At 72.7% G+C, this 23,046-nt stretch carries 18 protein-coding genes; 11 read left to right on the top strand and 7 right to left on the bottom strand.

Annotated elements, in window-relative coordinates; translation table 11 throughout:
- The first annotated feature begins 78 nt into the window (after positions 1-78).
- On the top strand, positions 79-1,122 hold the full coding sequence (locus tag J2S57_RS28795) for a LacI family DNA-binding transcriptional regulator (protein ID WP_307248799.1): 1,044 nt from the start codon (positions 79-81) through the stop codon (positions 1,120-1,122).
- A gap of 129 nt (positions 1,123-1,251) precedes the next feature.
- Positions 1,252-2,187: a DUF808 domain-containing protein gene (locus tag J2S57_RS28790; protein ID WP_307248797.1), complete on the top strand. Its 936-nt coding sequence runs from the start codon at positions 1,252-1,254 to the stop codon at positions 2,185-2,187.
- A 57-nt stretch (positions 2,188-2,244) separates the two neighbouring features.
- Here J2S57_RS28790 and J2S57_RS28785 read toward each other — a convergent pair whose 3' ends face one another.
- The 4 genes from J2S57_RS28785 to J2S57_RS28770 all read right to left on the bottom strand — a co-directional run bounded on the left by J2S57_RS28785 (position 2,245) and on the right by J2S57_RS28770 (position 6,004).
- Positions 2,245-3,753, bottom strand: coding sequence for a tripartite tricarboxylate transporter permease (locus tag J2S57_RS28785; protein WP_307248795.1), 1,509 nt, complete (start codon positions 3,751-3,753; stop codon positions 2,245-2,247).
- Between the two features lie 18 nt (positions 3,754-3,771).
- The gene (locus J2S57_RS28780; RefSeq protein WP_307248793.1) at positions 3,772-4,281 is read right to left on the bottom strand and encodes a tripartite tricarboxylate transporter TctB family protein; all 510 of its coding nucleotides are present in this window, start codon (positions 4,279-4,281) and stop codon (positions 3,772-3,774) included.
- Positions 4,278-5,282 carry a Bug family tripartite tricarboxylate transporter substrate binding protein gene (locus J2S57_RS28775; RefSeq protein ID WP_307248790.1) on the bottom strand — a complete coding sequence of 335 codons (1,005 nt, stop codon included), beginning with the start codon at positions 5,280-5,282 and terminating at the stop codon, positions 4,278-4,280. The genes J2S57_RS28780 and J2S57_RS28775 overlap by 4 nt, the downstream gene beginning before the upstream one ends.
- A gap of 227 nt (positions 5,283-5,509) precedes the next feature.
- Positions 5,510-6,004: a GNAT family N-acetyltransferase gene (locus tag J2S57_RS28770; RefSeq protein ID WP_307248788.1), complete on the bottom strand. Its 495-nt coding sequence runs from the start codon at positions 6,002-6,004 to the stop codon at positions 5,510-5,512.
- Positions 6,005-6,251: 247 nt separating this feature from the next.
- Here J2S57_RS28770 and J2S57_RS28765 point away from each other — a divergent pair, with 247 nt between their 5' ends.
- Positions 6,252-7,127: an endo alpha-1,4 polygalactosaminidase gene (locus J2S57_RS28765; RefSeq protein WP_307248786.1), complete on the top strand. Its 876-nt coding sequence runs from the start codon at positions 6,252-6,254 to the stop codon at positions 7,125-7,127.
- On the opposite strand, the gene J2S57_RS28760 is transcribed toward J2S57_RS28765, so the two are convergent.
- Entirely contained in the window at positions 7,106-7,528 is a 423-nt protein-coding gene (locus J2S57_RS28760) for a GNAT family N-acetyltransferase (protein WP_307248784.1), read from the bottom strand. The two genes, J2S57_RS28765 and J2S57_RS28760, sit on opposite strands and share 22 nt — an antisense overlap.
- A 67-nt stretch (positions 7,529-7,595) precedes the next feature.
- Here J2S57_RS28760 and J2S57_RS28755 point away from each other — a divergent pair, with 67 nt between their 5' ends.
- The 4 genes from J2S57_RS28755 (at position 7,596) to J2S57_RS28740 (ending at position 10,796) form a co-directional block, all read left to right on the top strand.
- Positions 7,596-8,012 (top strand): VOC family protein, encoded by a 417-nt coding sequence (locus tag J2S57_RS28755; protein WP_307248783.1) that lies wholly within the window; start codon positions 7,596-7,598, stop codon positions 8,010-8,012.
- 9 nt (positions 8,013-8,021) lie between these two features.
- Entirely contained in the window at positions 8,022-8,489 is a 468-nt protein-coding gene (locus tag J2S57_RS28750) for an SRPBCC family protein (RefSeq protein ID WP_307248780.1), read from the top strand.
- The gene (gene pip / locus J2S57_RS28745; RefSeq protein WP_307248778.1) at positions 8,489-9,445 is read left to right on the top strand and encodes a prolyl aminopeptidase; all 957 of its coding nucleotides are present in this window, start codon (positions 8,489-8,491) and stop codon (positions 9,443-9,445) included. The genes J2S57_RS28750 and pip overlap by 1 nt, the downstream gene beginning before the upstream one ends.
- A gap of 235 nt (positions 9,446-9,680) precedes the next feature.
- Positions 9,681-10,796 (top strand): DUF3500 domain-containing protein, encoded by a 1,116-nt coding sequence (locus tag J2S57_RS28740; RefSeq protein ID WP_307248776.1) that lies wholly within the window; start codon positions 9,681-9,683, stop codon positions 10,794-10,796.
- Here the strand turns inward: J2S57_RS28740 and J2S57_RS28735 are convergent.
- Positions 10,793-13,027 (bottom strand): putative bifunctional diguanylate cyclase/phosphodiesterase, encoded by a 2,235-nt coding sequence (locus tag J2S57_RS28735; RefSeq protein ID WP_307248774.1) that lies wholly within the window; start codon positions 13,025-13,027, stop codon positions 10,793-10,795. The genes J2S57_RS28740 and J2S57_RS28735 overlap by 4 nt on opposite strands.
- 122 nt (positions 13,028-13,149) lie before the next feature.
- On the opposite strand from J2S57_RS28735, the gene J2S57_RS28730 reads away from it, so the two are divergent.
- Together J2S57_RS28730 and J2S57_RS28725 are read left to right on the top strand one after the other, a co-directional pair.
- Positions 13,150-15,987, top strand: a complete 2,838-nt coding sequence (locus J2S57_RS28730) for an AfsR/SARP family transcriptional regulator (RefSeq protein WP_307248772.1) — start codon at positions 13,150-13,152, stop codon at positions 15,985-15,987.
- 81 nt (positions 15,988-16,068) lie between these two features.
- A complete protein-coding gene (locus J2S57_RS28725; RefSeq protein ID WP_307248770.1) occupies positions 16,069-16,617 on the top strand; it encodes a sigma-70 family RNA polymerase sigma factor in 549 nt (182 codons plus the stop codon).
- Positions 16,618-16,675: 58 nt separating this feature from the next.
- Here J2S57_RS28725 and J2S57_RS28720 read toward each other — a convergent pair whose 3' ends face one another.
- Positions 16,676-18,007 carry a hypothetical protein gene (locus J2S57_RS28720; protein WP_307248768.1) on the bottom strand — a complete coding sequence of 444 codons (1,332 nt, stop codon included), beginning with the start codon at positions 18,005-18,007 and terminating at the stop codon, positions 16,676-16,678.
- Between the two features lie 171 nt (positions 18,008-18,178).
- On the opposite strand from J2S57_RS28720, the gene J2S57_RS28715 reads away from it, so the two are divergent.
- Positions 18,179-18,472: a WXG100 family type VII secretion target gene (locus tag J2S57_RS28715; RefSeq protein ID WP_307248766.1), complete on the top strand. Its 294-nt coding sequence runs from the start codon at positions 18,179-18,181 to the stop codon at positions 18,470-18,472.
- 195 nt (positions 18,473-18,667) lie between these two features.
- Positions 18,668-23,038, top strand: a complete 4,371-nt coding sequence (locus J2S57_RS28710) for an FtsK/SpoIIIE domain-containing protein (protein WP_307248764.1) — start codon at positions 18,668-18,670, stop codon at positions 23,036-23,038.
- The last annotated feature ends 8 nt before the right edge of the window (positions 23,039-23,046 follow it).

Below are 23,046 nucleotides of genomic sequence, written 5' to 3'. Positions count from 1 at the left end.
GCGCGTCCATCCTTGATGCCCTCTGGACCACGCGGCGAACGGTGATGTAAACCGTTGTCCATTCGAGAGAGGAGGCGCATGGAAACGGGAGAAGGCACCCGGCGGGTGACGATCGTCGACGTCGCGGCGCACGCGCAGGTCTCCACGACGGCCGTGTCCAAGGTGATGCGCAACGCCTACGGGGTCAGCCCGGCCATGCGTGAGCGCGTCAACCAGGCCATCGCCGAGCTCGGCTACCGGCCGCGGGCGGCGGCGCGGGGCATGCGCGGGCAGACGTACACGATCGCGGTGATCCTGCCCGACATCCGCAACCCCTTCTTCCCCGACATCGTCGACGGCATCACCAGCCACCTGCGCGACACCGACTACCAGGTGCTGATCGGCACCCGGTCCGGGATCCCGCGCACCGACACGGATTCCGAGCTGCGGCTGACCGACGCGATCGTCGACCGCGGCATGGACGGGCTGGTGCTCGTGGCGCCGGCGGCCGGCCCGGTGCGGCTGGACGCGACGGCGAAAGGCATTCCCACGGTGGTGATCGGGCGTCATCTGCGTTCGGCGCACCACGACACGGTGGTGGACGACGACGCCCGCGGCGCCGCGCTGGTGGTCGATCACCTGGTCGGGCTCGGGCACCGCCGCATCGCGCACATCGACCAGCGCGAGCCCGAACGGGGCCGGGCCGAGACGATGCCGAACGCGGTGCGCACCCGGGGCTACGGCGAGGCGATGCGGGCGCACGGGCTCGAGGCCGACCTCGTCTCGACCGGGTACACCGAGGAGGGCGGGTATCTCGGCGCCAAGCAGTTGCTCGAGCGAACTGACCGGCCCACGGCCATTTTCGCGGGTGCCGACATCGTGGCCATGGGCGTGCTGACGGCGGTGGCCGAGGCCGGTCTGCGGGTGCCGCACGACATCTCGGTGGCCGGTTACGACAACACGAGTTTCGCCGCACTCGGCCCGATCGGGCTGACCAGCGTGGACCAGGCGGGCAGACAGATCGGTACCGACGCCGCCCGGCTGCTGCTGGACAGGGTGGCGCGCCGCGACCGTGTCTCGACTTTCATCACCACGTCGCCCACCCTGGTGGTGCGGCGGACCACGGCCGCACCCGCGTCCTGAAAAGTTCCCTCCCGCGGCGGTGATGTTCGTCGCGGGGTGAATCGCACCGATCGGCGTGCCGAGATAGGGAATGCTGTGCCGCACGATCGGGGTCCTGTGCCCCGACACCACTTGTGATGAGGGAGTTCGATGGCTGGCGGTCTGGCGGCACTACTGGACGACATCGCCGTACTGGCGAAGCTCGCCGCAGCATCCGTGGACGACGTCGCCGCGGCCTCCGGGCGCGCCGGGGTGAAGGCGGCCGGGCTCGTCATCGACGACACCGCGGTGACGCCGCGCTACGTGCACGGGTTCACCCCCGACCGTGAGCTGCCGATCGTGTGGAAGATCGCGCTCGGCTCGCTGCGCAACAAGATGCTGTTCATCCTGCCCGCGGTGCTGCTGCTGAACCTGTTCCTGCCCTGGGCGCTGACGCCGATCCTGATGGTCGGTGGTCTGTACCTGGCGTTCGAGGGCGCGGAGAAGGTCTACGAGGTCTTCGGCGGGCACCAGGCGGAGAAGAAGACCGAGCCGGCCGCGGCGTCGGGCCCGGACACCGAGAAGACGATGGTCGCCGGGGCCATCCGCACCGACTTCATCCTCTCCGCCGAGATCATGGTGATCTCGCTGAACGAGGTCACCGACGAGTCGTTCTGGACGCAGGCGATCACGCTGATCCTGGTCGGCATCGCGATCACGGCCGGGGTCTACGGTGCGGTCGGGCTGCTGGTGAAGGTCGACGACATCGGCCTGAAGATGATCGAGGGGGGCCAGGGCGCGCGCGAGGCGTTCGGCCGGTTCCTGGTGAGCGCCATGCCGAAGGTCTTCACGGTGCTGAGCACCGTCGGGATCGCGGCCATGCTCTGGGTCGGCGGGCACATCCTGCTGGCCGGTGTGGACGACCTGGGCTGGCACGCGCCGTACGAGTTGGTGCACCACCTCGAGGAGGGGGCGCACGACGTCGCCGGGATCGGCGGGTTCCTCGGCTGGTTCGTGAACACGCTGTGCTCGGCCGTGATCGGGCTCGTCGTGGGGGCGGTCGTCGTGCTGGTCATGCACTTCATTCCGCGTAAGAACGCCCACTGATTCCTTGATGGAGGACGCGCGGGCCGGGTGGTTCCCGGACCGCGCGTCCTCCATCGCTCACGAGACGGGCTCGTGCTCCTTCTCGTCGCTGCCGCGTCTGAGGCCCGCGCGCACGGCCGGGAGCAGGGCGACCAGGAAGAACGCCAGGAACAGCACGCCGGAGATCGGCCGGGTCAGGAATCCGGTCGGGTCGCCGTCGAACAGCAGCAGCGAGCGGCGCAGCGAGTCCTCGAGCAGGGTGCCCAGGACGAAAGCCAGCACCAGCGGGCCGGGTTCGAAGCCGAGCTTCTTCATCACGTAGCCCAGGGCGCCGAACGCGACCACGAGCAGGATGTCGAAGGTGCTGTTGTTGACCGTGTACGCGCCGATCAGCGTGATGAGCACGGTGATCGGGGCGAGCACGGCCGGGCGCACCCGCAGGATCCGCACGAACAGCCCGACCAGCGGGATGCTCATCACCAGCAGCAGCACGTTGCCGATGTACATGGAATTGATGACGCCCCAGAACAGCTCGGGGTTCTCGTCGACCAGTTGTGGGCCCGGGCTGACGCCCTGCACGAGCAGGGCCCCGAAGATGACGGCCATGGTGGCGTTCGCGGGGATGCCGAGGGTCAGGAGCGGGATGAACGACGAGGTGGCGGCGGCGTTGTTGGCGGTCTCGGGAGCGGCCACCCCCTCGACCGCGCCCCGGCCGAAGCGTTCGGGGTGCTTGGCGCGGCGTTTCTCCACGGCGTAGGCGGCGAGCGAGGCCATCACCGCACCGCCGCCGGGCAGGATGCCCAGGGCGAAGCCGAGCACCGAGCCGCGGCCGATCGCGCCGGACGACCGGCGCAGATCGTCCCTCGAGGGCCAGACGTTGTGCACCTCGTGCGGCGCGTGCACGGCCTGGTGCCGCTGCTCGAGGCTGTGCAGGATCTCGCCGAGCCCGAACAGGCCCATCGCGATCGGGACGAAGTCCAGGCCGTCGGCCAGGTCGAGGCTGCCGAAGGTGAAACGCTCGGTGCCGGTGAACGCGTCCCGGCCGACCACCGCGAGCAGCAGGCCGACGCAGGCGGCGACCAGGGCCTTCACGCGTCCGCCGTGGGAGATCGTGGAGACCAGCAGGATGCCGAGCAGGGCGAGCGCGGTGTACTCGGGCGGGCCGAAGTCGAGCGCGAAACCGGCCACCAGCGGCGCGATCAGCGACAGCGCGACCACCGAGACCGTGCCGCCGACGAACGAGCCGATGGCCGCGATGCCCAGCGCGGTGCCGGCGCGGCCCTGCCGGGCCAGGGCGTGGCCGTCGAAGACGGTCACGACCGACGACGCCTCGCCGGGCAGCTTCAGCAGGACGGACGTGATGGTGCCGCCGTACTGGGCGCCGTAGAAGATGCCGGCCAGCATGATGATCGCGCCGACCGGCTCGATCTCGAAGGTGATCGGCAGCAGGATCGCGATGGTCGCGGCCGGGCCGAGGCCGGGGAGCACCCCGACGAGCATGCCGATGACGACACCGATGAGGCAGTACAGCAGGTTGGCCGGTTCCAGCACCACGCCGAAACCGTCGATGACGGGCCCGAGGTCCACGACGGACCTCCCTTCGGGTCAGAAGAGGTGGGGGATCGGCACCGCGAGAGCCCCGACGAAGAGCGCGTACAGCACCACGACCGTGACCACGCTGATCAGGGCCGTGCTGCGCCAGGTCTCGCCCCCGAGCCCCCGCAGCCAGAGGGCCATCAGCGCCAGGGAGGGCAGCTCGAACCCGACGGTGCCGATCACGGCGACGAACCCGAGCATCGTCGCCAGCCCGGCCACCACCAGGGCCGACGTGCGGGTGAAACGCTCCGCGTCGTCCGTGATCGCGGCCCTGATCGACAGCGCCACCCCCAGGAGGGCCAGCGCGAGACCGATCAGCAGGGGCCACATGCCCGAGCCGGGCCGGGCGGCGCTGCCGACCCCCAGATCCAGCGCCCCGACCAGCGTGGCCAGCCCGAGGGCGGTGACGGCCAGACCGACGGCCAGATGGGTGAGCGGCCCGGCGGGGACCTCGACGGCGGCCCCGGACGGCTGTCCGGCCCGGTCCCCGTCCTCCCGGCCCGGTTCCGGCGTGCTCACTTCTCGCCGCCGAGGTCGATCTGGTGCTCCTCGGTCACCGCGCGGTACTTCTCCAGGTTGCCGGTCCATTCCCGGCGCAGGGTCGCGCCGTCCACCTCGTTGGGCGTGAGCTGGTTGTCCTCGTTGAACGTCCGGTACTGCTCGGACCCGAACGCCGTCGTGAAAGCGCCCGCGAGCGTGTCGATCACGTCGTGCGGGGTGCCCTTGGGGGTGAAGATGGCGCGGGACTGCTGCACCGGCGCGTCGTACCCGGCCTCGACCGCGGTCGGGGTCTGCGGCAGGTAGCTGACGCGTTCGGTGGCGAAGGTGACGATGGCGTTGAGCTTTCCGGCCTCGATCTGCTCCACGGCCTCGCCCAGCTGGATGGAGCCGACGTCGACCTGCCCGCCGAGCACCGCGGTGAGGGTGGGGGAGCCGCCGTCGAAAGGCACGGCCGTCGCCTCGATCCCGGCCTGCGCGAACAGCAGCTCCTGCGACAGCTGGCTGCCGGTGCCGACGCCGGTGGTTCCGAACTTCACCGAACGGCTGAGCTTCTCGAGGTCCTCGACGGTCTCGAGGTCCGAATCGGCCGCCGAGACCAGCACGTAGTCGTCCTGGCTGATGCCGGTGACGATGTCGTAGTCGGCGATGTCCGGGGCCTCGCCCTCGGGCACCGCGAGCGGGGTGATGAACGCCAGCGAGCCCGGGTAGATCATCAGCGTGTGCCCGTCCGGCTTCTTGCCGGCCAGCTCCTTCGCCGCGAGCGCCCCGTTGGCCCCGGGCTTGTTCTCCACGGTGACGGCCACGCCGAGGTCGTTCTTGACCTGCTCGGCGAGCGCGCGGGCGATCAGGTCGGTGCTGCCGCCCGGGTCCTGCCCGACGTACAGCGTGATCGGGTCGCCGCCGGGGAACTGCGCCCCGTCGTCCGAGCCGCTGTCGAGGTTGCCGCCGCAACCGGTCGCGGCGGCCAGCAGGGCGGTGCTCAGGACCAGGCCGAGGGCAGCACGGAATTTGCGGGTCATGGAGATCTCCCCTTCGAGAAGGCCATGCCGGACACGGGCAAAACCGGACTTACGGAGCGTAGGAACCTGCGCTCATGCCTGTCCAACTCCGTTCGGGCATAACTGAATACCTTCCGGGTATCAGAGGGCCGCCCCGGCGACAGCACCCCGGACCGGTCCTGAAGGGCCTGAGCCGGGTCCAGGCAGTGGGTCGCCCGGAACGTCGCACCGGTCACCGGCGGCCGGGATCAGAGGTCGCGCACCATGGCGACGCGGGGCCAGCGGTCGAGGCCGTGCTCGCGTTCTCGGGCCCGGACCCGGAGCAGCTCGGGCCCGGGCTGCTCCATCAGGCGAAAACCGAGCCGCGCGTAGTAGGGGGCGTTCCAGGGCACGTGCTCGAAGGTGGTGAGGGTCAGCGCGCCGACGCCGTGCCGCCGGGCCTGGCCGGCCAGGTGCTCGATCAGCGCACGCCCGACGCCCTGACGCGCAGCCGCGGGGTGAACGGTGACCTGCTCGATGTGGAAGGCCCCGTCCACCACGTCCATGAGCAGGTAGGCCGCCGGTCCGTGCGCGTCGTGCACCCAGGCGCGTCCGTTCGCCCGGTACCGCTCGAGTTCGTCGATGCCGAAGGGCTCGTCGTCGGCGACCGGCGCCATCCCGATCCCGCGGAAGGCCTCCCCGGCGGCCCGTTCGATGTCCCGCAGCCGGGGAAGGTCGTCGGTGCGGGCGGGACGGATGGTCATGACGCTCATCGTGGAGGGCGGTTCCGGCGTGTTCAAGCGGATATGCAGCACCCTCGGTGGAGGGCCGGTCGCCCACCGCCGACCATGATCGCCCGAAGGGATGACCCCCTGGTTGACCTGTGACACAGCTGTCCGACAGGGTGGACGGGCATTGCGGTCGAGCCCAGCCGGTAACCAGTCCGGCACCAGGTCGCCAGGGCATCGCCGCCCGAGGCGGGGCAGATCGCCGAGCACGTACGGAGCCTCGGTGTCCCCTGCCCGAAAACTGAAGCGCACGAAGCCTCTCGCCGCGGTGGTCGCCGCGGTCGCCGTCGTCGGTGCGGTGGCCGCCGTCGCGGTCGGCGTCCAGGGAGCGACCGCCACCCCCAGGAACGAGAGCACCGTGAGCGCGGCGGCGACGAAGAAGGTCACGCTGCCCCCGGTCAACGGCAAGGTCGACTACCAGCTCGGCGGGGCCTACACGCCGCCGTCGGGCGTGAAGATCGTGACGCGCGACCGCACCGCCAAGCCGGTCAAGGGCGCGTACAACATCTGCTACGTCAACGGGTTCCAGGTGCAGCCGGGCGAAGAGGGCTGGTGGAAGAAGAACCACCCGAACCTGCTGCTGAAGGACAGGAACGGGAAGTACGTGGTGGACGAGGACTGGGACGAGCTCATGCTCGACACCTCCACCGCGGCCAAGCGCAAGCAGCTCACCGCGATCGTGGGCACGTGGTTCGACGGGTGCGCGGCCAAGGGCTTCAAGGCCGTCGAGCCCGACAACCTCGACTCGTACAGCCGCTCGGGCAAGCTGCTGACCAAGGCCCAGGCGGTCGCCTACAGCAAGCTGCTGGCCGCCCGCGCGCACACGGCGGGCCTGGCGATCGGCCAGAAGAACACCATGGAGCTCGGCAAGCAGGGCAAGAGCGCCGGCCTGGACTTCGCCGTCACCGAGGAGTGCGGCCGCTACGACGAGTGCGGCGACTACACCAAGGTTTACGGCAACCACGTGATCGTCGTCGAGTACACCAAGAAGGCCTACGCCAAGACCTGCAAGCAGTACGGCAGCAAGCTGTCCGTCGTGCTGCGCGACTACGACGTGTCCCCGAAGGGCACCAAGGGCTACGTGTACCAGGCCTGCTGACAACGGTTCCCGGGCAACGGACGCGGCCCTCTCCCCGGGTGGGGGAGGGCCGCCCGGTCTGGGCGGAGCCTGCGGGACGGGGCACGTTCAGGGTCTTCCGGAAGAACTGGCTTCTGAGTCCGGCGTCCGTGGCCCTGGTGCGACGGGTGCACCCGCATCCGTTTGATCTCACCGGTCGTGGCGTCCACCCGCCGCCGGGCGCCCATCCCCACCACGGTGCCGACCAGGTCCAGCACCAGGAACTCACCGCCGGTCCCGACGTAGTGGGCCAGGACGTCGTCGAGGTCGTCGTCCCACGGGCCGGGGGCGGCGTCGGCCCCCACGGCTCGCAGGGCGAGGTGGTGCAGATCGACGAGGGCGGGAGTGTCCCCGGGCGTGGCGCGGCGCAGAACGGGTTCCATGGTGGCGATGAGTTTTCCGGGCGACACCGGTCATGATCGACGACCCGTCACGACGAAGGAGATCCGGATGCAGTTCACCCTCGAGGTCGTGCCCCTGCCGGTGAGCGACATCGACCGCGCCAAGGAGTTCTACACGCAGCGGGTCGGCTGGCCGCTCGATCACGACGTGGCCCCTGCCCCCGGCGTGCGCTACGTGCAGATCACGCCGCCCGGGTCGGGGTGCTCGATCGTGCTGGGGGCCTCCACCGGCATGACGCCCGGCACGCTCAAGGGGGTGCAGCTGGTGGTGGCCGACATCGTCGCCGCCCGCGCCGAGCTGGCCGGGCGGGGCGTCGACATCAGCGAGGTGCAGGCCGTCAACGGCGACGCGGCGGCGCTCGAGCAGGGCGGAAAGGCCCTCGACTTCGTGGGTTTCGCGTTCTTCGACGATCCCGACGGAAACACCTGGGCGATCCAGCAGATCTCGGCGCGCGGCGAAAAGTAGGATGCGGACATGACGGACGAGCGGTTCGAGGTCACACGTCAGGTCGCGGCGAGCCCGGGCGAGGTGTTCGCGCAGCTCACCGACCCGCAGGGCCACGTGCGCATCGACTCCTCGGGCATGCTGCAGTGGGCCGAGGGCGAGCCGGTCACGGCCGTGGGCGACACGTTCGTCGTGCACATGGACCGCGAGGCTCTCGGCGACCTGCCGATGGGCAAGTACGACGTCACGGTCATCATCACCCGCTACGAAGAAGACGCGGCGATCGAGTGGACGATCTCGGGCACGATCCAGCCGCCGATCAAGCACCTGTACGGATACGTCCTGCGTCCGCACGAAGGGGGGACCCTGGTCACCTCCTACTACGACTGGTCGCGGATCGAGCCGCGCTACCGCGGGGCGGTCAACTTCCCGATCATCCCCGAGGCCGGGCTCAAGGCCACCCTCGGCATCCTGGCCCGCACGGTCGAGAAGCACTGATGGGCGAGCGGTATCCGGCGATCGAGCCGTACGAGTCCGGCTGGCTGGAGCCCGGCGACGGGCAGGAGATCTACTGGGAGACCTGCGGCAACCCGCAGGGTCGGCCCGTGCTGTACCTGCACGGGGGCCCGGGCTCGGGTGCGAAACCGGGCATCCGGCAGCTGTTCGACCCACAGGCCTACCAGGCCGTTCTGTTCGACCAGCGAGGCTGCGGTCGCAGCCGCCCGCTCGCCGATCACGCCGGGGTCGACCTGTCGGTCAACACCACCGCGCACCTCATCCGTGACATCGAGGACCTGCGCGCGCGCCTGGGCATCGAACGCTGGGTGGTCACCGGGGTCTCGTGGGGCTCCTCGCTGGCCCTGGCCTACGCCCAGGCGCACCCGGAACGGGTCGTGGGCATCGTGCTCGCGGCGGTCACCGCGGGCCGTCGCCGCGAGACCGAGTGGATCAGCAACGGCATGCGGCGCATCTTCCCGCGTGAGTGGGAGCAGTTCGCGAGCCTGGTGCCGGCCGCCGAGCGCGCCGGTGACCTGTCCGTGGCCTACGCCCGGCTGCTCGCCGATCCCGATCCGGTGGTGACGCAGCGGGCCGCGAGCGCCTGGTGCATCTGGGAGGACACGCACGTCTCGCTGGCCCCGAACGCAGGAGCGCACTACGCGCTCAAGCCGCCGGTGGAGCAGCAGGTCTCGACCCGGCTCATCACCCACTACTGGGGCAACGGCAGCTTTCTCGACGAGACCCCGGTGCTGGAGAACATGCACCGCATCGCGCACATCCCCGGGGTGCTCGTCCACGGCCGCCACGACGTCTCGAGCCCTCTCGACACCGCCTGGGACCTGCACCAGGCCTGGCCGGGCAGCCGCCTGGTCGTCATCGGCGACGAGGGGCACGGCGGTGCCGGCATGACCGCGGCCTGGATCGACGCCCTCGACGCGTTCCGCGACCTGTCCTGAGACCCGACCGGCAGCCCGACCGGCAGCCCGACCGGCAGCCCGACCGGCAGCCCGACCGGCAGCCCGACGATGGCACCCGACGATGGCACCCGACCACCACGTCCACCATCGGCCCACGCGACCGGCCCCCCGCGACCGGCCCCACGCGACCGGCCCCCCGGAGGTGACCACGCCGTCCCCCGACAACCACCCGCCATCGGTTGAGACGGTGACGAACCGGACGTAGTGTCGAGCCGTGACCGACGTCGCCGCCCTCATGACCGACGCCGCTCGCGACTGGCTGGGCAGCCTGAACGCCACCCAGCGGGCCCTGGCCCTCTGGCCGTGGCCCTCGGAGAACGAGCGGCACCGCTGGTTCTACACGCCCACCGACCACGGCGGGCTCTCCCTGAACCAGATGCGGCCCGGGCAGCAGGGTCTCGCGATGCGCCTGCTCGCCAGTGGGCTGTCGGAGGCGGGCTACACCACCGCGTCCACCATCATCGGCCTGGAGAACGTGCTCGACCGGGCCGACGGCTGGGAGGTCGACTGGGGGCGCCCGCGGGGCCGTGACCCGCAGGCCTACTGGGTGCGGGTCTTCGGTGCACCCGAGCCCGGCGGGCCCTGGGCCTGGCGTTTCGGTGGGCACCACGTGTCGGTGCAGCACCTCGTGCTCGGGGGCGAAGTACGTTCCAGCACACCGTGTTTCCTCGGGGCCGACCCGGCGTCCTCGCCGCTGCTGGGTGGGGTGATGCTGAGGCCGCTGGGGGCGAGCGAGGATCTGGCCCGGGAGCTCATGCGCTCGCTGGATCCCGGCCAGGCGGCGCAGGCCGTGCTGGCGCCGGTCGCGCCCGTCGATCTGGTGACCGGCAACCGGCCGCGCATCAGTGACGGCGACTCCACCATGCCCCTGCCCGAGCTGTGGCGTGAGCGGTTCTCCGCGCCGCGGCTGCGGGACCTGGTCGAGGGGGTGCACGAGGTGGCGGAGCAACGCGCGGGGGCACGGCCGGTGCACCGGGAGGCGGTGCGGTACTCGTCCACCCCCAAAGGGATTGCGGCGGAGCAGCTGTCGGTGCGGCAGAAGACGCTGCTGCGGGATCTGCTGGAGACGTTCACGGGGCGCGTGCCGGCCGGGGTGGCCGCGCGTGAGGCGGCCAAGTTTGCGGGGAACCGGCTCGACGACGTGCATTTCGCCTGGGCGGGCGGCACCGGCCCCGGGCACCCGCACTACTTCCGCCTGCAGGCAGAGGGTTTCGTGGCGGAGTGGGACAACACCCAGCGCGAGGGCAACCACGTGCACAGTGTGTGGCGCGACCCCGTCAACGACTTCGGCGACGACGCCCTGACCCGGCACCTGCGCCGGCACCACTAGACCACGATCTCGGTTTCCTGCGCGGACTTCGGGCGCCCCAGGTAGTAGCCCTGCGCGAGTTCGCAGCCGATCGCCGCGAGCCGGTCGAGCTGTTCCTGCGTCTCCACGCCCTCGGCCACCACGTCCAGGTTGAACGCGTGCGCGGCCGTGATCATCAGCTTCACCAGCGACTGGGTGGCCGGGTCGTCCGAGCGCAGGAACGACTGGTCGATCTTGAGGGTGTCGACCTGGAGCTTCTGCAGCTGGCCGATGCTCGTGTAGCCGGTGCCGAAGTCGTCGAGGCTGACGGTGACGCCGAGGTCGCGCAGGGCCCTGAGATGCGTGTCGGCGGTGGGCTCGTCGAGCAGCACGGTCTCGGTGATCTCGAGCACCAGCCGCCGTGGCTGCAGCCCGCTCTCCTCGAGGGCCTGACGCACCTCGTCGACCAACGACGGCGAGGCCAGGTGCCGGGCCGAGATGTTGACCGCGACGGTGACGTCGCCGTGTCCCTGCGGGTCCATCCGCGTCCACTCGGCCAGCTGCCGGGTGGCGTGCGTGAGCACCCAGCGCCCCACCTCGCAGATCAGCAGGCTCTCCTCGGCGGCCGGGATGAACTCGTTGGGCGGGACCATGCCGCGCAGCGGGTGCCGCCAGCGGATCAGGGCCTCGTAGGAGCGCAGGTTGCCGTCGGCCACGCTCATCACCGGCTGGTAGTGCAGCTCGAACTCGTCGCTGGCCAGCCCGGCCCGGATGTCGGCCTCGAGCTTGGCCCGCACCTCCAGCTCGGTGCGCAGCGCCTGGTCGAAGATCTCGGCCCGCCCGCGCCCGTTGCTCTTGGCCCGGTAGGCGGCCAGGTCGGCGTCCTGCAGGAGCTTCTCCGGGTCGATCTGCCCGTCCCGGGCCAGCGCGATGCCGACACTGGCCCCGACCGCGGCCTTGCCGGTGCTCGTCATGATCGGCGCGCTGACGGTGGTGACCAGGCGCTCGGCGATCTCCATCAGGTCCGACGGGCTGGGCACCGGGTCGATGAGCACCACGAACTCGTCACCGCCCTGCCGCCCGATCACGTCCCCGGCGCGCAGCACGCCCTTCATCCGCTCGGTGACCGTGCGCAGCACCTCGTCGCCGGCAGCGTGCCCGAGCTGGTCGTTGACGCGCTTGAAGAAGTCCAGGTCGACGAACAGCACCGCGACCTCGCTGCCGCTGCGCCGGGCCCGCTGCAGCTGGGCGGCCAGCAGCTCCATCAGGTACGCGCGGTTGGGCAGGTCGGTCAGGGGGTCGTGCGCGGCCTGGTGCACCAGGTCCTCGCGGTAGGCGTCGCGCTGGCGGGTGGAGGTCTCCAGCTGGTGCATCGACAACCACATCCGGGCCGGGACCAGCAGCGACAGCAGAGCCGCGGCGGTGGCCAGGGGAAAGTGGTCGAACTCGACGTGCCGGACGAAGTCGCACAGCAGCAGGCCGGGCACCACGAACAGGGCGGCGTACAGGAACAGCAGCCGGGCCGGGGACAGCGCCCGGGCCGGCCCCGGTGGCTCGGTCACGCCCGGGTGCCGGGCCGCGCGCAGCCCGGCACCGGTCCAGCCCAGGTACATGACGAAGTACAGCATCGAGAACAGCTGGTCCTGCATGGTCAGCGTGCCGCCGGACAGGCCGAACGTGGTGTCGCCGATGAGCAGGCCGGTGGTTCCCAGGGTCAGCCAGCGCGCGACCGGGGTGTCCACGATCCCGGGCGGGCTGGTCAGCAGCCAGACCGCGAGCGAGAGCAGCAGGATGTTCTCGAGCGGGTAGGCCAGGCGCACCAGGTCGGCCGGGGAGTCCGGGACGCTGAAGCCGGCGCCCAGGCCGAGCCAGACCACCAGGCCCCCGGCCACGGTGACGACGAGCGTGTCGAGGGTCCCGGCCAGGTCGCGGGGACGCCCGCGCTGCATCAGGCCGAGGCCCACGGCGAGCAGGACGTCGCCCGACAGGTAGGCGGTGTCGGCGGGGGAGGGGAACGGGATGTCGCCGCCGCGCACGACGTACACGGCCTGGGAGAGGTCTCCGGCGAAGGTCAGGCCGGCGCCGGTGGCCAGGGCCAGCCAGGCGGCGCGGCGGGGGCGGTCGCGCACCCCGGCCAGCACCAGAGCGGACACCGCGATGAGCGCGATCGGCAGCTGCGCGAGGTTGCGGGTGACGCCGGGCGGGCTCAGCCAGTACGCGGTCACGAACACGGCGATGCCGATCGTGTAGGCCCGCACGAGACCGATCCCCATGCCGGTGAGCTTCGGGCCGGGACGCTACGCGGTGAAGTCGTCGGTCACTCATGTCATACAACTGGCCGTGTGCTCCTGCGGGCGCCGTGACGGAGGGTGAAGGGCGCCGTAGGATCACCTTTGTGCGTTTCACGGTGCTGGGTCCGTTGCGAGGGTGGTCGGGTGAGTCCGAGCTGCCCCTCGGCCCACCCAAGCAACGGGCTGTGCTCGCCCTGTTGCTCGTGCGGGCGGGTCAGCCGGTGGCCCTGCACGAGATCGTCGACCTGCTGTGGCCCGACGACCCGCCCGGCACCGCGGTCAACGTGGTGCACCGGCACGTCGCAGCGTTGCGGCGCACCCTCGAACCGTCGCTGGCGGCCCGCGCCCCGTCGCGCTGGGTCACCCGTGACGCGGCCGGCTACCGGCTCGACGTGCCCGCCGGGGCGCTGGACCTGGGGCGTTTCCGGGAGCTGACGGCCTCGGCCGACACCGCCGGGGACGCCGCGTCCGCGGCCCGGTGCCTGGTCGAGGCGCTGTCGCTGTGGGCCGGGCCGGTGGTGGCCGACCTGACCCCGGAGGTGCGCCGGCACCCGGCGTTCGTGGCGGTCGAGGGCGAGTACCTGGCCGCGGTGCGGCGCGCGGCCGACCACGCGCTCGCGGCGGGGCACCGGGTGGCGGGCGACCTGCTGCCCGGGCTGCGGGAGGCCGCGGCCCGGCATCCGCTCGACGAGGCCGTGCAGGCGCGGCTGATGCTGGTGCTGGCCGCGGTGGGCCGCTCGGCCGAGGCGCTGGACCTGTTCGACGACCTGCGCTTCACGCTCGACGAGGAGCTCGGCCTGGTGCCCGGCGCGGAGCTGCAGGCGGCGCGGCAGCAGGTGCTGGAGGTGGAGCCGGTGATCCCGGTTCCCCCGGTGGTCCCGGCCGGGCCGGCGGACGAGTCGGTCGCCGTGGTGCCCCCGGCCCAGCTGCCCGCCGACCTGGCCTCGTTCACCGGCCGCCGTCACGAGCTCGACGTGGTCTCGTCGCTGCTGGGCGGGCTGGAGACCGGCACCGCGCCGCGCGTCGTGGTGATGAGCGGCATGGGCGGGGTCGGCAAGACCACCCTGGCGGTGCACTGGGCGCACCGGGTGGCGGCCCGCTTCCCCGACGGCCAGCTGTACGTCAACCTGCGCGGTTTCCACCCCTCCGGCGCGGTGATGGGCCCGGCCGAGACGCTGCGCTCGTTCCTCGACGCGCTCGGCGTGCCCACCCACCGGATCCCGGCCGGGCTGGAGGCGCAGGCGTCGCTGTACCGCAGCCTCCTGGCCGGGCGCCGGATGCTGATCCTGCTCGACAACGCCCGCGACAGCGACCACGTGCGGCACCTGCTGCCCGGCACCACCGGCAGCCTGGTGATCGTGACCAGCCGCAACCAGCTGATCGACCTGGTCGCGACCGAGGGCGCACACCCCGTCACCCTCGACCCGCTGCCCCGGGCCGAGGCGCTGCGGTTCCTGGCCGCCCGGCTCGGCACCGACCGCACCACGCTCGAGGCCGGGGCCGCCGCCGAGGTCGTCGACCTGACCGGGCGCCTGCCCCTGACCCTGGCCCTGGTCTGCGCGCACGCCGCGGTGAACCCGGCGTACTCGCTGCAGGCCGTGGCCTCCGCGCTGCGCGAGATCGGCGGCCTCGACGGGTTCAGCGGCGAGACCGCGCCCACCGACGTCCGCTCGGTCTTCTCCTGGTCGTACCACGCGCTCTCACCCGAGGCCGCGCGCCTGTTCCGCCTGCTGGGGCAGCACGCCGGGCCCGACTGCTCGCTGGCCGCCGCCTCCAGCCTGGCGATGCGCCCGCGCCCCCGCACCCGCCAGATCCTCGGCGAACTGCTGCGCGCCAGCCTGATCTTCGAGACCCGCCCCGGCCGCTACGGCTGCCACGAGCTGCTGCGCGCGTACGCCGCCGAGCTGGCCGCCGAGGCCGGCGAGGAGTCCGAGCAGGCCCGCACCCGGCTGCTCGACCACTACCTGCACAGCGCCGACGCGGCCGCCGGCACCCTGGCCCCCACCCGCGACCGGGTGGCCCTGCCCGCCCCGGTGCCCGGCACCGTGCCCGAGACGTTCGAGACCAACCGGGCCGCCGCGTCCTGGCTCGAGACCGAGAGACCAGCCCTGGTCGCGGTGATCCGCCAGGACCAGCACCACGGCAGCGCCCGGCACACCTGGCAGATCGCGGCGGTGATCGAGAACTACCTCGATCGCACCGGCTCCTGGCAGGTGCAGCTCGCGCTGCAGACCCTGGCGCTGGAGGCGGCCCGGCGCAGCGGTGACCTGAGCGGCCAGGCCCACGCCAGCCGCGCCCTGGGGTTCGCGCAGTCGCGGGTCGGCCTCGACCAGGAGGCCACCCGCAGCCTGACCGAGGCGCTGGTCCTGTTCGAGCGCCTCGGCGACCTCTCCGGCAAGGCCTACGCGCACCGGCAGCTGGCGTTCCAGGCGAACGGACGCGGTGAGCACCGGGTCGCGCTCGCGCAGTACCGCACGGCCTCCGCGCTGTACCGGGATCTCGGCGACCTGAGCGGCCTGGGCTGGGTGCGTAACGAGGTCGGCTGGACGCACATCCTGCTCGGCGAGTACGAGACCGCCCTGACCGAGTGCGAGGCCTCGATCGAGCTGCACCGCCGCGTCGGCAACCGCAACGGCGAGGCCGCCGCCTGGGACAGCCTCGGCTACGCCCAGCACCACCTGCACCGCACCGGCGAGGCCCTCGGCTCGTACGCCACGGCCCTGGCCATCTACCGCGACATCGCCGACCGCTACCTCGAGGCCGACACGCTCGTTCACATCGGCGACTCGCACGCGGGCGCGGGCCGGCCCTCGGCCGCGGTGACCGCCTGGGACCAGGCCCTGGCCATCCTCGAGGACCTCGGGCACCCGGACGCCGAACTCGTCCGTGTCAAGGTGCAGGCGCTCGCGTCCAACCCCGGCCTGCTGCGCGACCGATCGTGACTGCCCTTTCGGGCACGACGTCAGAAGGACGTCAGTCTTCCGTCAGAGTTACGGAAGCCGCTCTGCCTACGGTCACCCGACATGACCGCCATGATCACGGCATCCCCGACAGCCGGTTCCGTTGACGGGCACGACGCACTGCTCGACGCGCTGGTGGCCGAGCACGCGCGGGCACTGCTGGCCTACACCGAGTCCCTGATCAACGACCACTACCTGGCCGAGGACATCGTCCAGGAGACGCTCATCCGGGCCTGGCGTCACGCCGGGGTGCTCGACTCCTCGAAGGGCTCGGTGCGCGGCTGGCTGCTGACCGTGGCCCGTAACCTCGCCATCGACCGGGTACGCAGTGCCAGCTCCCGGCACGAGAGCGTCGGCACCGAGCACCGGCCCGAGCCCCTGCCGGGCGGTGTGCACCCCGACCACGCCGACCAGGTCGTCGCCACGCAGGTCACGGACGACCTGCTGCGCCACCTCACGCCCGAGCACCGCGACGTCATCCGCGCCACCTGCCTGAACGGGCTGACGGCCAAGGAGACCGCGCTCGCGCTGGGCATCCCGGTGGGCACGGTGAAATCACGCCGTCACTACGCGCTCTCGGTGCTGCGGCGGCGGGTCGCGGACGCGGCCTGAGGGCTTCTGCCCGGGGATCCCGTCCCCAGGGGGCTTCCGGGGGCGGCCCGTTCCCGCCTCACGCCGGGACGGTCACCCGCACGTCCAGCACCGGGATGTCCACGTCGCCGTCCTCGACCGCGTGCCAGCGCCAGTGCGCGCCGACCGGCACGTCCCCGGCCACCAGGCCCGTCCACCCCTCGCCGCCCGAACCGCACAGCCGGGACAGCTCGTCCAGGGTGGCCCGGTCAGGGGTGCCGGCGACCACGACGATCCCGCGCACCGGCCGCCGCAGGGCGGTGGCGCGCACGGGGGACTCGTCGTCGTGGTCCTGGCGGGACGGGGTGCCCGGGGTCCACGAGACCTGGTTCAGCCCGGCCGGGATCGCGATCGGGTACCCGCCCAGCACCTGCACCGGGGTGCCGGGCTGCACGGCGGCGACCTCGGTGAGCAGATGATGGACGACGTCGCGGCCGACGCTCTCGTCTCCCGTCACGCTCAGGACGCCGTCGAGGCGGCTGAGGTCGACGAACACCGCGCTCGCGGCGTCGGTGCCGCCGGCGCGCACCAGGCAGGCCGTGCCGTCGCCCTGCGGGTCCGGCCGGGGGAGAGCGCCGTCGAGGCGCCAGTGGGAGTCGTCGACGCCGCGCCAGGGGCCGGGCAGCTCGGGCGGGGCGGTGTCGCCGGAGACCCACACGGTGACGCTGCGCTCGTCGACCCGCAGGGCGTGCACCTGGTTGCCGGGCGAGCGCACGGCGAGCGAGCCGACGGTGCTGTACGCGCGCCGCACCGTCTCGGTGTCGGAACGGAAGCGCCCGGTCAGGTCGCGGCGGGCGGCGAGTCTCGCGCGGCGGCGGCCGGGTTCACGCAGGCGTTCGAGGGTGCGCCGCAGCCAGGCGCCGAGGCGGCGGCGGGTCACGATGGCGGCGGTGATCAGGGCCAGCAGCACCGAGCCGATCGCGGCGAGCACCGCGGCGGGCGGGAAACCGGTGTCGCCGCCCTGGATCTGGCCGTTGTCCATCTGCACCGCGTCGTCGCCCCGCTCGCGGGCGAACTGCACGAGCCGGCCGGAGGCGTCGCCGGGCAGGCGCAGGATCCAGCCGGGGGTGAGCGCCTGGTTCGGCTCGGTCAGGGCGCCGCCGTCGGGCTGGCGCCGGTTCTGGTTGAGCTGGAAGATCTCGCCGGCGCGGGTCTGGTCGCCGAGCACCGCACCGGCCACGGCCGCCAGCCCGACCGCCTGCCCGCCGGTCTGGTCCAGCGGCGGCACCACGAACACCTTGACGAGGTTCTCGGTGTCACCGGCCCGGCTCGGGGACGCGTTGGTCACTTGGGTGCCCAGCAGCCCGGCGGTCGTCAGGAGGAGGGCGAGGAGGACCGTGACCGCCCGGCCGCCGGGAGTTGCGCGCTTCATGCGTGGAGTACGGGAACGGGCCGGTCCAGGGTTCGACGGGCGGCGCGGTTCGCGGGCCGGTTGCCGTCCTGACCGTCCGCGGGTGTACGAACGGGCAACCGGGCTGAACCATCCGGACCCCGCGCGTCGTATCCCTCCCGACACGGAAGCCATCGGACGAGGAGAAACGCCGTGCCCGACTTCAAGATCAACTCAGACGAGACCGCGTCCACGTCGCAGGCCCTGCTGAACGACTTCCAGCAGCTGCAGGACAAGCTCACCGAGGTGCGCGGCAAGGTCCAGAGCCTGCTCGCCAACGGTTACTCGACCCCGGCCGCGCAGCAGAAGTTCTCGCCGTTCTTCGACGAGTTCGGCAAGGGCTTCGAGCAGGTCAACAACGGCCTTCAGGGCATCGGGCAGTACGTGCGCTCGGTCGGTGAGGCGTTCAGCCAGACCGACGAGCAGCTCGGCTCCAACCTGGGCTGACGTCCCCGGCCGACGGTGCCCCCGGAAACTGATGCCCGCAAGGCCTCAACCTTCCGGGGGCTCGCCGGTGTTCTACGGGAGAACGTCTGCGTCCGGCTCTCCCGAAAGGACTCCCGATGCCCGTCGCCCCGTGTGAACCGCTGCCCGAACCATGCCCGGCCCCTTGTCCGAACCGCTGCTGAAAGCTGAACCCCCGTGCGCCTGAACGTCAGCGTCCGCGATCCGCAGGACGCCGCCGTGTCCGCCACCGTCGTCGTCGAGACCGACCCGGCCGCCCCGGTGGGCTCCCTCGCCACCGAGCTGGCCCGCGTCCTGGGAGTGGCCGGCTCACCCCCGCTGTTCACCGGCGACCGTGCCCTGGAACCGGGTGACTCGCTGCGCCGCGCCGGCATCCGTGACGGCGCCGACCTGGGCCTGGGGTCCCCGGTGCCGTCCGGCCCGGCCCCCGAGGGCCGCACCGAGGTGCGCGTCGTGTCCGGGCCCGGCGCCGGCACCGTGTTCCGGCTCCCGCCGGGCGACTACGACCTCGGCAGCGACCCCGCCTGCCGCCTGCGCCTGCCCGCCGGGGCCGGCACGGGCGCGTTCGCCGCCCAGGTGCGCGTGCGCGCCGACGGCACGGTCGTGCTGCTGCGCGCCGAGGCCGCCCAGCTCGACGGCAAGCCGGTCACCGGCGAGACCGCCTGGCACGAGGGCAGTCTCCTGGCCGCGGGCGACAGCCTGCTCGAGATCTCCTCCGCGCACCCGGTGCCCGCGCCGCTCACCCCGGCCGACGACGGCCTGGGCCTGGAGTTCAACCGCCCGCCCCGGTTCCTGCCGCCCGAGGCCGGGCAGAAGTTCCGCCTGCCCGCCCCGCCCACCAGGCCCGAGAAGCGCCCGATCCCGCTGCTGCCCATCCTGCTCCTGCCGGCCGGCAGCGCCCTGGTCACGATCCTGCTCACCGGCCGCTGGATCTTCATCTTCATCGCGCTGCTGTCCCCGCTGGGCGCCCTGCTCACCCAGTTCAGCGGCCGCAAGCAGGCCATGGCCAAGTACCGCGAGCAGCTCGCCGAGTACGAGGCCCGCAAGGCCCGCCTCACCGACGACATCGACGCCACGGTCCGCGACGAGCAGCACAACCTGCGCCTGTCCCTGCCCGACCCCGCCTCGCTCCTGCGCATGGCCGCCCAGCCGTCCGAGCGACTGTGGGAACGCCGCTGGGCCGACCCCGACTTCCTCACCCTGCGCGTCGGCACCACCGACCTGCCCTCGGCCACCAGCGTCGAAGACCCCACCCTCGACGAGCACCGCCGCACCACCGTGCCCTGGCTCGACCAGGTGCCCGTGCGCGTCGACGTGCGCCGCGCCGGGGTCGTCGGCCTGGCCGGTCCCGGCGGCAGCGCGCTCGCGGCCTGGCTGGCGGCGCAGGCGGTCTCGCTGCACGGGCCCACCGACCTGCGCCTGGTCGTGCTGGCCGGTCCCGACGGCGAGAGCACCTGGAGCTGGACCCGCTGGCTGCCGCACACCCAGGCCACCGGCGAAGACGCGTACGCCCTCGTGGGCAGCACCACCGACTCCCTGGCCCGGCGCATCGGCGAGCTCGGCCAGATGGTCACCGCCCGCACCGCCCTGGGCCGCGACCTGGTCCGTGGCGGTGTCAGTGGCTACCCCGACGTCCTGGTCGTGCTCGAGCAGGCCCGCCGCGCCCGCTCCCTGCCCGGCGTCGTGTCGCTGCTGCGTGAGGGCCCGGCCGTGGGCGTCTTCGTCATCTGCGTCGACCGTGAGGAGCGCCTCCTGCCCGAGGAGTCCGGGGCCGTGGTCGTGACCGGCGCGACGTCGAGCGTGCGCACCGGCCCGGGCGCCGCCCTCACCGACGTGCGCCCCGACTCACCCGAACGCGGCTGGTACGAGCACCTCGGCCGGGCCCTGGCCCCGCTCCGGGGGGTCGGTGACAGCGACGAGAGCACCCTGCCCGGCGCCGTGCGGCTGCTCGACCTGCTCGGGCTCGAACCGCCCACGCCGAGCGCGCTGGTGGCGGGCTGGAACCTGGGCGGGCGCAGCACCACCGCCACGCTCGGCGCCGGCTACGACGGCGCGTTCTCCGTCGACCTGGTGCGCGACGGCCCGCACGCCCTGATCGCGGGCACCACCGGCTCCGGCAAGTCCGAGCTGCTGCAGACCCTGGTCGCCACCCTCGCCGTGGTCAACCGCCCCGACGAGATGACCTTCGTGCTCGTCGACTACAAGGGCGGCAGCGCGTTCGCCGAGGCCGCCGACCTGCCGCACACCGTCGGCCTGGTCACCGACCTCGACACCCACCTGGTCGAGCGCGCCCTGGTCTCCCTCGGCGCCGAACTGCGCCGCCGCGAGACACTTCTGGCCCAGCACGGCGCCAAGGACATCCTCGACTACCTCGACAGGCGCACCCGCTCCGGCTCGGTCTCGATGCCCCCGCTACCGCGCCTGATGCTGGTCATCGACGAGTTCGCCTCGATGGCCCGCGAACTGCCCGACTTCATCTCCGGCCTGGTCAACATCGCCCAGCGCGGCCGCTCCCTCGGCATCCACCTGGTGCTGGCCACGCAGCGGCCCGGCGGTGCGGTCACCCCCGACATCCGGGCCAACACCAACCTGCGCATCGCGCTGCGCACCACCGACGGCTCCGAGAGCCGCGACATCATCGACAGCCCGGCCTCCGGCGAGATCTCCCCGTCCAACCCGGGGCGCGCCTACGCCCGGCTCGGCCCCTCGGTGCTGCTGCCGTTCCAGTCCGCCCGCGTCGGCGGGCGCCGTCCCAGCGGCCTGGGGCAGGTCCGGGCCGACACCCCGCCGCCGGTCCGCGCCGGCGTCGTCACCTGGCCCGACCTCGGCGGCCCACTCCCGGCCCGGCCCCGCAGCGCCACGGGCGAGCAGGTCGAGGCCGTCACCGACCTCGCCGTGCTGGTCGAGACCATCGCCAAGGCCGCCCACGAGGCCGGCATCGAACGCCAGCCCAGCCCCTGGCTGCCGCCCCTGCCCATCCTGCTCGACTGGAACCGCCCGGCCGACCCGCCGGCGGCCGGGCAGCGCCCCGCCGCCCTGCCCCCGGTCGCGTTCGGTGTCATCGACCTGCCCGCCCAGCAGGCCCGCACCGACCTCACGTTCGACCTCGACCAGACCGGGCACCTGCACGTCATCGGCTCCCCGCGCACCGGCCGCTCCCAGACCCTGCGCACCCTCGCCGCCGCCCTGACGGCCGCGCACGGCGTCGACGACCTGCACCTCTACGGCATCGACTGCGGCAACGGCGCCCTCAACGCCCTGGCCGAGCTGCCGCACACCGGCGCCGTCGTCGACCGCAAGCAGATCGAGCGCCTGGGCCGCCTCCTCGACCGCCTCAACGCCGAGCTCACCTCCCGGCAGGGCGTTCTCGGCGCCCGCGGCAGCGCCGACCTGACCGAACTGCGCGCCGCCCAGCCCCCGGCCGAGCGCCTGCCGCACATCGTCGTCATGGTCGACCGGTTCGAGGTCTTCGACCGCGAGTTCCTGTCCTACGACAACGGCAGCTACCTCGAGCGCATGCTGCGCCTGCTGCGCGACGGCGCGGGTGTCGGCATCCACGTCGTGCTCGCCGGCGACAAGGTCCTGGGCGGCAGCCGCTACTCCGGCACCACCGAAGACAAGATCGTGCTGAAACTCAACGACAAGCAGGAGTACTCCAGCGTCGGCATCCCCACCCGCCAGGCCCCCGACGCCCCCGCCCCCGGCCGCGCCCTGCGCACCGGCGACCTCAGCGAGATCCAGATCGCCGTCCTGACCCGCGACCTCACCGGCACCGCCCAGGCCGAGGTCCTGCAGCGCCTGGGCGCCGGGCTGCGCGAACGCGAGGCCGCCGTCCCCGCCACCCGCCGTCCGCTGCGTCTCGACGTCCTGCCCGACCGCATCACCTACGACCAGGCCCTGCGCCTGCCCAGCACCCCCGGCTCCATGCGGCCCCTGCTGGCCGTGGGCGGCGACACCCTCACCGCCCTGAGCCCCGACCTGTCCGACGTCCCCTCGTTCGTGATCGCCGGCCCGCCCCGCACCGGCCGCAGCACCGCGCTGCTCACCGCCGCGGAGTCGCTCCTGGCCGCCGGCAGCGGCCTGGTGGTCGTCGCGCCGCGGCGCTCGCCGTTGCGTGACCTGGCGGGCCGCCCGGGCGTGGCCGCGGTGATCACCGACGCCGAGGTCGGGGTCGCGCAGTTCCGCCAGGTGCTGAGCAACATCCCCGAGGAGACCGCGGTGATCGTGGTCGACGACGCCGAGCTGGTGATGAACTCCGAGATCGACCCCGACCTGGCGTCCCTGTCGCGGGGAGCCCAGGGCAACGGCTGGGGTGTGCTGGCGGCCGGCAACTCCGAGTCGCTGACGCTGAGCCTGGCCGGCTGGGTCGGGCAGATGAAACGCAACCGCACCGGCATGCTCCTGTCGCCGCAGAGCCTCAGCGACGGCGAGGTCATCGGCGTGAAGCTCTCCCGCGGGCTGATCGGGCAGGCCCCGCAGCCCGGCCGGGGTCTGCTGCACCTGGGTGACGGCAGCCTCCTGGGGGTCCAGGTGCCCATCCGCACCTGATCCGGCGA

The organism is Kineosporia succinea, from assembly GCF_030811555.1.
Classification (GTDB): domain Bacteria; phylum Actinomycetota; class Actinomycetes; order Actinomycetales; family Kineosporiaceae; genus Kineosporia; species Kineosporia succinea.
The sequence above is the reverse complement of the archived record's forward strand: the minus strand, read 5'-3'. Positions and strand labels throughout refer to the sequence as shown.

What these genes read in the sequence shown, in the direction of transcription:
- J2S57_RS28795 (WP_307248799.1), top strand. Translation starts at nt 79, where the DNA reads ATGGAAACGGGAGAAGGCACCCGGCGGGTGACGATCGTCGACGTCGCG.
- J2S57_RS28790 (WP_307248797.1), top strand. Translation starts at nt 1,252, where the DNA reads ATGGCTGGCGGTCTGGCGGCACTACTGGACGACATCGCCGTACTGGCG.
- J2S57_RS28775 (WP_307248790.1), bottom strand. Translation starts at nt 5,282, where the DNA reads ATGACCCGCAAATTCCGTGCTGCCCTCGGCCTGGTCCTGAGCACCGCC.
- J2S57_RS28770 (WP_307248788.1), bottom strand. Translation starts at nt 6,004, where the DNA reads ATGACCATCCGTCCCGCCCGCACCGACGACCTTCCCCGGCTGCGGGAC.
- J2S57_RS28760 (WP_307248784.1), bottom strand. Translation starts at nt 7,528, where the DNA reads ATGGAACCCGTTCTGCGCCGCGCCACGCCCGGGGACACTCCCGCCCTC.
- J2S57_RS28755 (WP_307248783.1), top strand. Translation starts at nt 7,596, where the DNA reads ATGCAGTTCACCCTCGAGGTCGTGCCCCTGCCGGTGAGCGACATCGAC.
- J2S57_RS28750 (WP_307248780.1), top strand. Translation starts at nt 8,022, where the DNA reads ATGACGGACGAGCGGTTCGAGGTCACACGTCAGGTCGCGGCGAGCCCG.
- pip (WP_307248778.1), top strand. Translation starts at nt 8,489, where the DNA reads ATGGGCGAGCGGTATCCGGCGATCGAGCCGTACGAGTCCGGCTGGCTG.
- J2S57_RS28735 (WP_307248774.1), bottom strand. Translation starts at nt 13,027, where the DNA reads ATGGGGATCGGTCTCGTGCGGGCCTACACGATCGGCATCGCCGTGTTC.
- J2S57_RS28725 (WP_307248770.1), top strand. Translation starts at nt 16,069, where the DNA reads ATGACCGCCATGATCACGGCATCCCCGACAGCCGGTTCCGTTGACGGG.
- J2S57_RS28720 (WP_307248768.1), bottom strand. Translation starts at nt 18,007, where the DNA reads ATGAAGCGCGCAACTCCCGGCGGCCGGGCGGTCACGGTCCTCCTCGCC.